Annotated in this window: 8 protein-coding genes and 1 pseudogene; all 9 read right to left on the reverse strand. The window is 42.4% G+C overall.

From position 1 onward, the window contains the following. Positions 1 to 249 precede the first annotated feature (249 nt). Positions 250 to 699 (reverse strand): HU family DNA-binding protein, encoded by a 450-nt coding sequence (locus E0E16_RS00015; RefSeq protein ID WP_130828306.1) that lies wholly within the window; start codon positions 697 to 699, stop codon positions 250 to 252. Positions 700 to 872: 173 nt separating this feature from the next. Beyond that, a complete protein-coding gene (locus tag E0E16_RS00020) occupies positions 873 to 1,325 on the reverse strand; it encodes a hypothetical protein (RefSeq protein ID WP_130828307.1) in 453 nt (150 codons plus the stop codon). 134 nt (positions 1,326 to 1,459) lie between these two features. Continuing rightward, a complete protein-coding gene (locus E0E16_RS14020) occupies positions 1,460 to 3,637 on the reverse strand; it encodes an RHS repeat domain-containing protein (RefSeq protein ID WP_255418069.1) in 2,178 nt (725 codons plus the stop codon). Beyond that, positions 3,618 to 4,061: a DUF6078 family protein gene (locus E0E16_RS00030; protein WP_255418070.1), complete on the reverse strand. Its 444-nt coding sequence runs from the start codon at positions 4,059 to 4,061 to the stop codon at positions 3,618 to 3,620. Before E0E16_RS00030 ends, E0E16_RS14020 begins: the two co-directional genes overlap by 20 nt. 473 nt (positions 4,062 to 4,534) lie before the next feature. Next, positions 4,535 to 5,026, reverse strand: coding sequence for a hypothetical protein (locus E0E16_RS00035; RefSeq protein WP_130828308.1), 492 nt, complete (start codon positions 5,024 to 5,026; stop codon positions 4,535 to 4,537). 632 nt (positions 5,027 to 5,658) lie between these two features. Next, positions 5,659 to 6,420: pseudogene (locus E0E16_RS14025) on the reverse strand (RHS repeat domain-containing protein); the annotation flags it as partial. Positions 6,421 to 7,275: 855 nt separating this feature from the next. After that, a complete protein-coding gene (locus tag E0E16_RS00050; protein ID WP_130828309.1) occupies positions 7,276 to 10,452 on the reverse strand; it encodes an RHS repeat-associated core domain-containing protein in 3,177 nt (1,058 codons plus the stop codon). Positions 10,453 to 10,475: 23 nt separating this feature from the next. Continuing rightward, the gene (locus E0E16_RS00055; protein ID WP_025876657.1) at positions 10,476 to 11,033 is read right to left on the reverse strand and encodes a hypothetical protein; all 558 of its coding nucleotides are present in this window, start codon (positions 11,031 to 11,033) and stop codon (positions 10,476 to 10,478) included. Continuing rightward, positions 11,030 to 14,481 (reverse strand): RHS repeat domain-containing protein (locus tag E0E16_RS00060; RefSeq protein WP_130828310.1); only part of this gene is annotated, 3,452 nt, incomplete at its 5' end. The genes E0E16_RS00060 and E0E16_RS00055, both read right to left, overlap by 4 nt.

Here is a 14,481-nt window from a genome sequence, read left to right on the forward strand (position 1 = left end):
ATAAGTGCATTTTATAATGCTTACAGTTTGAAACTGAAAACCAAGCCCCAGGATGAGTAAAACGGCTGCAATACCGATGGATAAAGAGATACAGAGCTTTCAGTTAATTTTTACCGGACAGCAATATTTGAAAATACCATCCCGTTCTGATGGTAAAAAGCACCATCAGAAACAGGAATAGCGGTTTTAAGTGAAACGAAGCCAATATGTTGGAATGCTGTTTTCAATGTTCAATCCGAATTTGCCAAATTATGGATTGTTTGAATGCTCTTCTGGTTTGCTTTCTGACTTTTTTGCAGGTGCTTCTACACGCTCGTAACTTACGCCTGTCAATGTGAAATAACGTCTTGAAGGCGAAAGGCGTACTACTGGTTTTGTGATGTGAACATGGGGATTAAAATCTTCTTTGCCTTTCTCCACTGTCTTGCTCTGAAACGAGGGACAAAGCGTTCCTATGTCGCCAAAATCTACGATGTCGCCATTCTCAACGTGTCGCTTCGCTATCTCGGCAGCAAGCCTAAGTACGGCTTCTACTTCTGCCCCAGTGAATGTTGTAGCACGTCCTACTTCGTCGCAGAAACTGCGATGATCCACCCGCTTTCGTCCAGTGGGGCGAGCTTGTAGAACTGTTTTGCCGGCAAGTTTGCCAACGGTTGCCTTTCGCTCCGTGAGCGTATAGGCTAATGGTCTGTTTGTCATACTCTTGTTGTTTTAAAGTTATACATTCTGTTATTTCTCACTATTGTGGCTTGCGTGCCACATTTATTACTCTTTTGTTTATGACGTCATATTTGAGGAAATATGACGTCATATTTTGGGGTATATGACATCATATTTTGAACTTTAATGCTCATTCTTTAAGAATCAGGTAGTTATTTTAATAACTCCTGATTCGAAGCATTACCTCTGAATCTTAATAGCTTTCTGACTATAAAAAAGAGTGAGAGCAACGCTCCAACAATAAATAAAAACTTCATAATTTGTATTGTATTTGCTTTTTCCTCGTCAATTTTAATCCATTGGTAATTATTTTTGATTTGGCTGTATTCATTGTAGTTTATATCCTTAAATGATATGACAGGATTTTCTTTGTCGCTTTTATAACCAATTTCATATGATACTAAATATTTTATGTTATTTAAACTGTCCGTACATTTCAATAATACAGATGTATCATTATAACCATAACCCAAAAAGTTCTTTATCTTAAAACTGCTTTGTCTGTGTCTAAAACCGCTCCCCGTTAGCTCAAAGCCGTCTTCATCAAGTAAAACAAAACTTTGTGGATAATCAGAATTGATTTTTGGTGTTAATCCATACGGCATATTCTTATTGCAGAAACTACATTCCAATCCATAATGATACCCTGTTCTATCGTATATGATATATAGTAGAACAAGTACAAAAAACACGACTCCCAACACTATAAATTCTATTACTTTTTTCATAACCAATCAAATTATTTGTTGTCTTTAATAGGCTTAAAAAAGTATGTTCTTTCTCTTGTTTTATAATGATATGGCGTACCTCCAAATCTTTCTAAATTTGGACCAGGTCCGTCAGGCTTCGTATTTGTCCAATCTCTAATATTTGGAATTTTACCCAATGTATTTTCATCAAGATAATCAGGATCCCAAAAACCGTCCCTCGAAAATAAAGTATAGGTTACATAACTTGATTTGCCATTACCGCCTACCTTATAATCTACATTTGTTCTTCCTATATGGAAAGTTGATTTTGTTAAATCAACTGAAAAATAGCCCTCTGGGGAAACAGCTTTACTTGTTATTTTAGCATGCTTTTCTTGGAACCTACTTGACGATAATAGTTGTATTGTAGATTGATCACCTACGTCTGCGGATTCTCCTTTTCCGTGTAAGTAGTGTGATAAGGCTTCATTAGTATTATTCACAACAGCTCCACCTTTCGACTTAAATCCTACCCACAAATCATTTTTAGAAAATTCCTGTCCTACTTTAAGATTTAGAATACCTTTGTCATTTGCACTAACCCCACCTCTGTTAAGTATAGTCATTGCATTCTTTTGGTTTGTTCCTAAAAATTTTGCTAATGTGTATGAATTATCACCTTTCTGTGATTTGAGATTTCCTGCTGCGCTCCACTCCCAACGACCGTCTGGATCGGTATATCTAATTGGGTTATTGAAACAAAATCGATATGATGTCCAATCAGGTGCGTCCGCTGCTTTGGGATCAACGCTCATCCACAGACTCAACCTCGGCTCATAGTACCTCGCACCATAGTAATACATACCTGTTTCTTCATCAAATTCTTTAGCATTGAAGAGGTAAGGCGTGTTCCACGTATTGTTGCGTTCTTCTATGAACACTTCGCCAAATGGAACGTATTCGATGTGCTGCGATACTTCGCCATCAAGGTTGGTGATATAGCTACTGCTACCCAAATGATCAGGATGGTAGTAGAACTGCATCTTCTCGTAGTCGTCGTTAGGCTTGAAGTTGCCGTTTGCAGCCCTTGTGCGTGCCATAGCCCTTGCCTGTGCTGCCTCCGGCGTACCATCATTGCAGCAGAAGCCTTGACCGTTTACGTAGTCATCGTTGTCCTTACCATTATATGGCAAGTCAAACGTTTTGTAATTGTCTTTAATGGATTGTAACTGCTGGTTGTACTTATCCTTGTAGTTAATGGTAAGACCATCAGCCTCATTGCCTGCATACGGTATTCGTCTTGGGTCTGCGCCATAGCTTGCGAGGTCGCCAAGCTTGCTGACAATACGCTGCGAGCCGATGTAGATGTGCTTGGTGTACTTGCCACCTTGCCCTGCCACGAGATATGGGCTGACATAGAGACTGAAGCGTGCCGTACTGGTGTTACCCCCCGAGAACTCGGAGTTTACGTATATGGCTTCGTTCTCGCCACTGGTCTTCACCGTGCGCTCACCATCGGCATCATACCAGTAGTTGCTTACAAAGCCGTTCTCATCGGCTGCCAACAAGCGGTTCTCCTCGTCCCAACGGTACTTCTGCTCGGTTGCCTTTTCATCCTCCTTGCCGTCTTTCTTTACACGAGAGGTATTGATATAGACAAGGTTTCCATTGGCATCGTAAGTGTACTTGTGTCCGTTGTTGATATTCGTATTGTCCGTAGGAGTTTCTTCCGTGCGGTAGTTGATATCACGAACATTGTCGAGTTGGAACTTCTTACCCTCTGCACTACCATAGGTATAGACGAGTTCGTAGCCTGCGTTGAGCGTGCCGTCAAACTGTACACCTGTCTGCGAGAGATGTTGCTTCTTACTCGTGATGCGGTGCATGTTGTCGTAGCCCATAGATAACGTATAAGAAGCGGATTTATTGTCCGTTCCCTTATAAGTACCTGTTGCGCTTGCCAAACGATATAGTGGGTCATAAGAGTAACTATGGCTCATCTGCCCGCCTGCCTTGCCACTCTGTGGGAGTGGAGCATTGTTCTTTACGCCGAGTACGTTGCTCACTATGTCGGTTACTTTGACGATGCGGTCAATACCGTCATTATGAGTACCAAGATACGGTACTGTTACTACCGCAATGTGGTACTGGTAATATAACAATACGGTATCGACAGTACCAGGGTGCGGTAGTCTATCTCGGAAATAGTTAAGAGAAATCGTAAACATCCTCGTAGTGTTCAAATGTGAGATTGTCCGTATATCCACAGCTACGGAAAAGACTGATAATCCACTCCTGCTGTTCGGGAGTGAGCAGGCGGCTGCCATTGTAGTAGCGGTAATAGGTACCATGTCCGCCCAAGAACTGCTTGATGTCGTTGCGCAGCCTCGTGCTGTCTTTCTGCTTCACTTCAGTAAAGATGGTGTCAAATCCCCATGCTCCGCGCATGATCCGCAGCGGTTTGAACTCGGCGCATTTTCCAGTGTTCAATGCTGTGGGATAGACGGCAGGACCCGTGTGAATGACGCTGGGTATGAATGTTCCTGCAAAATGTCTTAGGCAGGTGGGCGCCTGCGGACAGCCTTCGATGAAGCAGACTGCAAAAAGGGGTGGCACCATGTCGTATGTAAAATCCTTGTGTTCCATTGTCATTTACCTTTCATTTCCAGACAGTTGCTTTGCAAGCGTTTACCTATGCTTACTGATGCCAGCAAAGATGTTGATGTAATTTCCTGCTTATTCATAAACCTCCATATTGATGGCTGTCATTCTTTTAACGTCATTCTCTTCGATTTATTGCTCTTGTTCTTACCATGCCCGTGCTATTTTTCCCACTTTTGGCAAGTTTCATTGCACTGCAATACAGACATAGGGGCTCAACTCCCAATCTGGAGCATAAAGTGCCGAAGCATTCTCGTATATTCATTCTTCTTTGTTTTGGACTACAAATATAGCAAGAGGCAGAGAATCTATCCCTGCCTCTACGCCTAATCTTGTAAAAATCACATTGATATTCAGATGGCTATTTTGCAAACTCCCAATTTGGGCATTACCAATTTGAATCATGTCTAAGAATTATTCTTTGGACTGCAGTGATTTTAATTGAATAACAACTTTCATTTGAATTAATCTACCTTCACCCGATACGTTTTCTTTATTTTTCCCTTTCGATTAAGTATAAACATATAATAATATTGTTGGAGTGCAGTATTTATAACCGAATAATAGTTAAGTGATTTCCCATTTTTTTGTAACTTACATATTTGTGCAAGAATGATTCCATCCTTTATATTCGAAAAGAAGACACTATACTCCGTATGATGAGAAAGTTTATTAAAGTTTTTATCTAAAACAGAAGAATAAGTATCTAAACTTTGATTATTCTGTCTTTCAATAAGTGTCTTTTCCCATGAGCTATTCTTTACTGTTCTAAAAAACATAAAGCAGTCTAAATCATAGGCAATCCCTGAGACAGCTACATTTTGTAAATCAACCTCTAAGTCCCTTGAAATAAGCACAAGAGCTCTCTTATACAAGGACAGACTGTCCACTGATTGTGAATTTGCACATTGTGAAAACAACAACACTATCATATACACACAGAATATTTTCCTCATTTTTTTACGCTCGTTTTAATGTATTCCGAGAAAACACATGGGGCTACCCCCTCTTTTATACTATTTAAAGAACTCTGATCAAAAGGAAGATAACTATTAGTAGCTCCCTCATTTGGAATAACACTTTTATAGTTAAGTCGTTGACCAAAGTTTTTCCACTGCATATTAAGTTCTTGTCTAATCACATTCATTGCATTAACTACATCTCCTGTACCATATAGTTCATCCGTGTCAACCATGCTACCTCCAGGACCTGTATGATGAAGCTCATGCAAGAGGGTCATTCCCCATCCTAATGTTGCTGTATTAAGGTTATACGTATTTTCTATAAAATCTTCAATTTGTGAAGCAGATAACCCTACCTGATTTCCACCATTAGGGGTCACAGATCTTTTATTTGTAACAAATACATCTATATTAGGACCATCGATTATTTCCATTAAGAATTTTCTTGCTGTCTCACTCCCTTGATCATAGATTGGATTACCATGTGCATCCTTTTCATACTGCATATAATCTCCAGAGACAGTAATATCCAATCCTGTTATCAATTTTAAATCCTCAGTGATTTTATCGAGATTATTCGTGAAATATCTCTTATCCATCATCTTGACAATACTCATATTCAAAGAATCACCTCTAAAATCTTCAAATTTAATAGGATTTTCCGCACAATAACAATATGCAGATAGCTGCGGATATTTTTCTGTGAATCTATCCACACTCATCCACAAACTCAACCTTGGCTCGTAGTACCTTGCACCATAGTAGTACAATCCAGTCTCCTCGTCAAATTCCTTTGCATTGAAGAGGTAAGGGGTGTTCCAAGTGTTATTGCGTTCTTCTATGAATACTTCGCCAAACGGCACATACTCGATGTGCTGTGATACTTCGCCGTCCAAGTTGGTGATGTAGCTACTGCTACCCAAATGGTCAGGGTGGTAGTAGAACTGCATCTTTTCGTAGTCATCGTTGAGCTTAAAGTTGCCGTTTACAGTTCTTGTGCGTGCCATAGCCTGTGCCGCCTCAGGTGTACCATCGTTGCAACAGAAGCCTTGACCGTTTACGTAGTCGTCATTGTCCTGCCCGTTGTATGGCAAGTCGAACGTCTTATAGTTGTCTTTAATGGATTGTAACTGCTGGTTGTACTTATCCTTGTAGTTAATGGTAAGACCATCAGCCTCATTGCCTGCATACGGTATTCGTCTTGGGTCTGCGCCATAAGAAGCGAGGTCGCCAAGCTTGCTGACAATACGCTGCGAGCCAATGTAGATATGCTTGGTGTACTTACCACCTTGCCCTGCCACGAGATATGGGCTGACATAGAGACTGAATCTTGCCGTACTGGTGTTGCCACCCGAGAACTCGGAGTTCACATAGATGGCTTCATTCTTTTATTTGTATTGCTGGTTGTTTTTTTCCTCGCCGAGAGATGCAGACAACCTCTCGCTACGCTTCGAGAACGTCTGCATCTCTCGGCGAGGGCTACTCTTTTATTGCACTTCGTTTTGGAACTTGCAAATTAGCAAGACCCTACGTATCTCTTTTCCATTCATAAATATATTCATCTTTTCTATCATCATAGGATGATAATGATTCTATTACTATCTTAATTGAATTATGTTTATAATTAAAAAAGATATTGAGAATATTCCCTTCCAAAATATAACTTATTTTTGAGAGCCTTCCGAATTTAATATATAGCTTTATGTCTTTTATTGTATTGTAGGACAAATAAGATTGTAATATTACAGGACTAAATAAAACATTGAAACGACAATTCAGATTACGAAATGTTACATGGGTGCTATTTTTGTTTATAGAAATCGATATATGATTTGAAACTTCATCACCATTCGGAAGAATGGATTCATAAATGTTTTGCAAATCAGAAATATACTCCTCTAATAGGAATGCATGTTTAACATAAGGAGACAAAAAAGTCTCCTTATGCAGTTTAAATTTAGAATAGAAATTTATGACACGAAAATTAGAGTTCTTGTACACTTTTGTTTTTGCAAAAGAATAAACATAAATATTCTTTTTATAAATTACAGAATCGACCTTATTCCCATCGTCATCGCTTTGCACAAGATGTCTCAACTGTCCTTTAGATGTATAACTCCTAATCTGGACTTCTTTTGTATTGTAATAAAGTTTCCAGACATTTTGAGCTTTATTATCTAGCAGACAAGAACAAAGTAAAATGCAAAAAAACGCTCTTCGAAGCCATAAATTTGAAAATAAAATCATTTTATAGTCCTCCAAAAAATAGTTAATCCATATTGTGCAGTGGAAGTAAGCCTAATTCTTCCCTTATTCTTCATACCTCCATAATTGTATCCTGCAGTTTTTTTCTGCGGAACATTAAATGATCCATTACCAAATTTTTTATTTACAGCATTTTTCCACGATGCATACTCCTTATCACGCATACTCCACCCCATGACGTTCATTTTATACATAAAAGTACCATTTGATGGCTTATTCTGAAACTCCTTAGGAATCATTGCTTGTTCTGCACCATCCCATTGATCTGCTCCATTGCTATAATCTATAGAACCTGGTGTAAATGCATTTATAACAGCGGCATTGGCTGTTTGCATTGCATTTGTTTGTTTGCTTAACGTTGTTCTTCTAAATGCTTTTGCACTCGGAGAGTCTTTACCATACGCTACTTTATTCTTGTTCACATGAACAGAAGCTATTGCAAACATTTCTTCTTTGCTAAATATACCATACCCTATAGAACTTTCTGCATATACAGTTGATGCCAAAGTATTAAGCTCTTTCTGACCAATAGACAATTTAACAGGGTGTTCGAATACATTCACTAGAGAGCCATTCTTGTTTTTTTCTTTACGTACACCAGTTGCTGTATATGCCATATTATCCTGTTTCCCATCACTACCAAGCCATTTACCAGCATCTGTATAATAATCTCCTTGACCATCAGGATCAAATAGATTTATTGGATTATTATGACAATAAGTGTATGCACTTATGTCAATATATTCCTCAGCAAGCGGATCCGCACTCATCCACAAACTCAACCTCGGCTCATAGTATCTCGCACCATAGTAGTACATACCTGTTTCCTCATCAAATTCTTTTGCGTTGAAGAGGTAAGGGGTATTCCATGTGTTGTTGCGTTCTTCAATGAACACCTCACCGAACGGCACATACTCGATGTGCTGCGAAACTTCGCCATCAAGGTTGGTGATGTAGCTACTGCTACCCAAATGGTCGGGATGGTAGTAGAACTGCATCTTTTCGTAATCTTCATTTGGTTTGAAGTTACCATTTGCAGACCTTGTGCGTGCCATTGCACGAGCCTGTTCCGCCTCCGGCGTAGCATCATTACAACAGAAGCCCTGACCGTTTACATAATCGTCATTGTCCTTACCAGAATAAGGCAAGTCAAACGTTTTGTAATTGTCTTTAATGGATTGTAACTGCTGGTTGTACTTATCCTTGTAGTTAATGGTAAGACCATCAGCTTCATTGCCTGCATACGGTATTCGTCTTGGGTCTGCACCATAAGAAGCCAAGTCGCCCAGTTTGCTGACAATTCTCTGACTGCCTACATAGATATGCTTGGTGTACTTACCACCTTGCCCTGCCACGAGGTATGGGCTGACATAAAGGCTGAAGCGTGCTGTACCAGTATTACCACCCGAGAATTCAGAGTTCACATAAATAGCTTCATTCTCGCCTGATGTCTTTACTGTGCGCTCGCCATCGGCATCATACCAGTAGTTAGATACAAAGCCGTTCTCATCGGCTGCCAACAAGCGGTTTTCCTCGTCCCAACGGAACTTCTGCTCACTTGCCTTTTCATCCTCCTTGCCGTCACGCTTTACACGAGAGGTATTGATGTAGACAAGGTTTCCGTTGGCATCATAGGTGTACTTGTGTCCGTTGTTGATGTTCGTGCTGTCCGTAGGAGTTTCTTCCGTGCGGTAGTTGATATCACGAACATTGTCGAGTTGGAACTTCTTACCCTCTGCACTACCATAGGTATAGACGAGTTCGTAGCCTGCGTTGAGCGTGCCGTCGAACTGCACACCTGTCTGTGAGAGATGTTGCTTCTTGCTCGTGATGCGGTGCATGTTGTCGTAACCCATAGACAACGTATAAGAAGCGGATTTATTGTCCGTTCCCTTATAAGTTCCCGTTGCGCTTGCCAAACGATATAGTGGGTCATAAGAGTAACTATGGCTCATCTGCCCGCCTGCCTTGCCACTCTGTGGGAGTGGAGCATTGTTCTTAATACCGAGTACGTTGCTCACGGCATCATAACTATATGCATTGTCCATGATGGTGCCTGCCTTAGCATTCACTACGAGGTTCTGCAACCTGCGTCGCTGCGGGTCATAGCTGTAGAATGTCTCGGCTCCATTGCAATACTTCAGATAGGTGCGCTGCTCGAACTTGTCATAACCTATCTTGTTCACATAGTCATAGCCGTAAGACTTGTAGCCACGCACGTGGTCTACCTGCCCACCGAGGTTGTAGCCGTAGGTTACTTTCTCCTCATCGGGGTAAATCATTTCCAATAGGCGGTTATGGCTGTCGTACTTCCACTGTGTTACGTAGGTTGCCACTGCCTGGTTGGGCACAATCAGCGTGCGCACGGTCTTCAAGACCTCACCCATCTTACCATAGTAATACTCAATAGCGCCACTGCCGTCCTCACGGAGCATCAATCTGCCGATACGGTTGTGAGAAGAGTTGATGCCACCATAATGGTACTTCACGTTGTTTTCCGGATGGTCAGGATAATTAATCGCCGTCAGACGTCCGTAATCGTACTCGTAATTGATAGTCTTGCCCTCCTTTTTGAGGTTGGTTGTCTGCTTGGTGAGCACATTGCCCAAAGCATCGTAGGTAAAGGTGGTGATACCGCTGGCAGGGTGGTTTACCTCTGTGCGACGGCCGCCCATATCATAGACGGATGTCGTTACGTTGCCCTCGGTGTCTGTTACCTTGACCAATCGGTCGATACCATCATACTCGAAAGAAGTGGTAATGATACCATCAGGTCCGCTGAGTTGCTCGGTCTTCACCGTCTTGCCACTACCATCGGTATAGGTAGCCTGACGATTACCCAACGCATCAGTTACAGTCGTTACGAGTGCATTGCTACCTGCGTCCGTAGAGTATTCCGTCTTGGTCTCAGCATTGTCCGGAAGTGTTACTTTCATGGCACGGTCAAGCACGTCATAAACCGTTACGGTTGGCGACACGTTGTCAAAAGCCTTGTTGAAAGTTGTCTTGTTTCCCACTGCTTCGGTTACAGGGTAGTAAGCCTTAGCCACATGACCGAAAGCGTCATAGACATTGCGTCCGCTGACAATCATCACGGTCTCGTCTTTCGGAGCACTACCCTTGGCAGCTGTCGTTACCATACCATCTTTTTTCACCTGTACTTTGCTGATTCATAATATTAGTTATACAATAATCTATCAGGGGTTACTTGATAATGTCTCTTCCATCGAAACCACAACTTCCTTTTCTTTATTTCAACTGCGACGTAATCTCCTCTTGCGTCAATAATATGACGTGTTATACATCTTTTTACTTTCACCTTATCTCTTTTATCGTATAAAATATCACCAACTCTTAACTGAATATCTAAGGATAAAAGATACCTCTTCGTAGGTAAGACTGTAAAAGGACTATTTGTTTTTAATATTTTCCAATCATGACCAACCCTAACAAGGATCTTTCTGGTTGGTGATAATTTACAAAAGAAGACGTAAATCATTAAATCCGGATAATATGAGACCGCATTATCCCTATCTATTTTCAGACACGTTGGTTCATTGCCATTCCTTGATCTTAATTCATCAAACAGAGTTCCATCTAAATTAAGAAATGTATATACGCTATCAGATGATACGTAACTGCCGTTTTTTAAGTAAAGAACAGCAACAAGGTTATCACTCCCCTTAGATATCAAGGGGAGTGATAAAATAATCAATATAAGAAGTGTTTTTTTCATTTTCGTTTTCCAATAACAACTACTTCAGGAAGAGCATTTATATACTCTACTGTTTTTATATTGGGTTTGAATCCTTGTAAGTGCAAATGATTGGAATGATTACTTCCTATTCCCCTACTTTTTGCAGAACTTGTATGAGGCAATAATTTATTATTGTATTTTTCTGAAATCATATCCTTCCAGCCAAACTTATGGAGCGCATTTGTTAATGCTTGTTCTCTTTGTTCATCAAAATTATTAGACCCAACATCGGTCTGACTCCCTGACTTGTCAGTCCGCAAATAACGTAAGTCACCATTTTTTCCATTTTTATGCGATACACTTGGTGCTGGTGAGCGACCATCACTATAACTAAATTGATTTATAGTTATATCTGAAAATGCGACTGTTCCAACCGCTCCAATCAATGCCGCCAAAGCATTAGAAGAAATAAAACTTTTATTCTCAGATCCAGACTTTACTGCAAATGCAGCAGATTCTCCTTTTGTGTTTGTAAAAGATATTCTTCCACTTAGTCCGATTAAGTCTTTTTTATTATACTCAAAAGCACCAACAAGGACATTTGATTTCCCATCAGAGAGATAAAAACTGTGAGTTTTTCCATCTGTCTTTTGTCGAATAATCTCTCCGCTGACTTCATTTATGATAAAATTATCAAGACCATCTGGATCTATATATTTAATAGGGTTATTATTTGCTTGACAATATGTGGAGATTTCAGGGTGTTTGCACTCTAAAGGGTCCACACTCATCCATAAACTCAACCTCGGTTCATAGTACCTTGCACCATAGTAGTACATACCCGTTTCCTCGTCCAGCTCCTTTGCGTTGAAGAGGTAAGGGGTGTTCCATGTGTTGTTGCGCTCTTCTATGAACACCTCACCGAACGGCACATACTCGATGTGTTGCGATACTTCGCCATCAAGGTTGGTGATGTAGCTACTGCTACCCAAATGGTCAGGATGGTAGTAGAACTGCATCTTCTCGTAGTCGTCGTTGGGTTTGAAGTTACCGTTTGCAGTCCTTGTGCGGGTCATTGCCCTTGCCAGTGCTGCTTCCGGCGTACCGTCGTTACAGCAGAAGCCCTGACCGTTTACATAGTCGTCATTATCCTCACCATTGTATGGCAAGTCAAACGTCTTGTAGTTGTCCTTGATGGATTGAAGTTGCTGATTGTATTTATCCTTGTAGTTAATGATCAAGCCATCAGCCTCATTACCTGCATACGGTATTCGTCTTGGGTCTGCACCATAGCTGGCGAGGTCGCCAAGCTTGCTGACTATTCTTTGACTACCGATGTAGATGTGCTTGGTGTACTTGCCACCCTGTCCTGCTACGAGGTATGGGCTGACATAGAGACTGAACCTTGCCGTACCGGTGTTGCCTCCCGAGAACTCGGAGTTCACATAAATAGCTTCATTCTCGCCTGATGTCTTTACCGTGCGCTCGCCATCGGCATCATACCAATAGTTGCTCACAAATCCATTCTCATCAGCTGCCAAGAGTCTGTTCTCCTCGTCCCAACGGTACTTCTGCTCACTTGCCTTTTCATCCTCCTTGCCGTCACGCTTTACACGAGAGGTATTGATATAGACAAGGTTTCCGTTGGCATCGTAGATGTACTTGTGTCCGTTGTTGATGTTCGTGCTGTCCGTAGGAGTTTCTTCCGTTCGGTAGTTGATATCACGAACATTGTCGAGTTGGAACTTCTTACCCTCTGCGCTACCATAGGTATAGACGAGTTCGTAGCCTGCGTTGAGCGTGCCGTCGAACTGCACACCTGTCTGCGAGAGATGTTGCTTCTTGCTCGTGATGCGGTGCATGTTGTCGTAGCCCATGGCAAGGGTGTAGGACGCCGTCTTGCTGTTGGCTCCTGCATAGGTTCCCGTTGCGCTTGCCAGACGGTACAGTGGGTCGTAGGTGTAACTATGGCTCATCTGCCCGCCTGCCTTGCCACTCTGTGGGAGTGGAGCATTGTTCTTAATACCAAGCACGTTGCTCACAGCGTCGTAGCTGTAGGCATTGTCCATAACAGTACCTGCCTTGGCATTGACTACGAGGTTCTGCAATCGTCTGCGTGCAGGGTCGTAACTGTAGAACGTTTCCGCTCCGTTACAATACTTCAGGTAGGTGCGCTGCTCAAACTTATCATAACCTATCTTGTTCACATAATCGTAGCCATAGGACTTGTAGCCACGCACATGGTCTATCTGTCCGCCGAGGTTGTAGCCATAGGTTACCTTTTCCTCATCGGGATAGATCATCTCCAAGAGACGGTCATGGCTGTCGTACTTCCACTGTGTGACGTAGGTTGCCACTGCCTGATTGGGCACAATCAGCGTGCGCACGGTCTTGGCCACCTCACCCATCTTGCCGTAGTAATACTCGATCGCGCCACTGCCGTCCTCACGAAGCATCAGTCTGCCGATACGGTTGTAAGAAGAGTTGATACCACCGTAATGGTACTTCACGTTGTTTTCCGGATGGTCGGGATAGTTGATTGCCGTCAGACGTCCGTAATCATACTCGTAATTGATGGTCTTGCCCTCCTTTTTGAGATTGGCTGTCTGTTTGGTGAGCACATTACCCAAAGCATCGTAGGTAAAGGTGGTGATACCGCTGGCAGGGTGATTTACCTCTGTGCGACGGTCGCCCATATCATAGACGGATGTCGTTACGTTGCCCTCGGTGTCTGTTACCTTGACCAATCGGTCGATACCATCATACTCGAAAGAAGTGGTAATGATACCATCGGGTCCGCTGAGTTGCTCGGTCTTCACGGTCTTGCCGCTACCGTCGGTGTAGGTAGCCTGCTTACCGCCGAGAGCGTCGGTAACGAGTGTCTTGAGAGTGTTGCTGCCCGCATCGGTAGAGTATTCGGTCTTGGTCTCGGTATTATCAGGAAGCGTTACTTTCATGGCACGGTCAAGCACGTCGTAAACCGTTACGGTTGGCGACACGTTATCAAAAGCCTTGTTGAAAGTTGTCTTTTTGCCCACTGCCTCTGTTGTTGGATAGTATGCCTTCGTCACACGACCGAAAGCGTCATAGACATTGCGTCCGCTGACAATCATCACGGTTTCGTCCTTGGGTGCACTGCCCTTGGCAGCTGTCGTTACCACACCGTCTTTCTTCACCTGAACGGGACGTCCGAAACCGTCCACGAAGGTGACGGTCTCCATATCATCGCTTGGGTGCTGTATGTCGTAATGCTTCGTCACTGCGTAAGCAGGTGCAGTGATGCCATTGGTGCCGAAAGTAGCCTTAGGCTGATAGTCAAAGGCAATGATGTAAGGCACACCTGTTGCCAACTCATTAGGACCACGCACAGCTTTCACACGTCCGAGGTTGTCTATATCCGTTTCATAATAGAAGTGGTTGAGATCCATACGGCGGAGTGCCATACCATAGCGGTAGTCGAAGTTGGCTGCCTCGCTACGGTAGCCAA

The sequence above is a fragment of the Prevotella rectalis genome (assembly GCF_900607215.1).
Classification (GTDB): Bacteria; Bacteroidota; Bacteroidia; order Bacteroidales; family Bacteroidaceae; genus Prevotella; species Prevotella brunnea.

What these genes read in the sequence shown, in the direction of transcription:
- E0E16_RS00015 (WP_130828306.1), bottom strand. Translation starts at nt 699, where the DNA reads ATGACAAACAGACCATTAGCCTATACGCTCACGGAGCGAAAGGCAACC.
- E0E16_RS00020 (WP_130828307.1), bottom strand. Translation starts at nt 1,325, where the DNA reads ATGCCGTATGGATTAACACCAAAAATCAATTCTGATTATCCACAAAGT.
- E0E16_RS14020 (WP_255418069.1), bottom strand. Translation starts at nt 3,637, where the DNA reads ATGTTTACGATTTCTCTTAACTATTTCCGAGATAGACTACCGCACCCT.
- E0E16_RS00030 (WP_255418070.1), bottom strand. Translation starts at nt 4,061, where the DNA reads ATGACAATGGAACACAAGGATTTTACATACGACATGGTGCCACCCCTT.
- E0E16_RS00035 (WP_130828308.1), bottom strand. Translation starts at nt 5,026, where the DNA reads ATGAGGAAAATATTCTGTGTGTATATGATAGTGTTGTTGTTTTCACAA.
- E0E16_RS00055 (WP_025876657.1), bottom strand. Translation starts at nt 11,033, where the DNA reads ATGAAAAAAACACTTCTTATATTGATTATTTTATCACTCCCCTTGATA.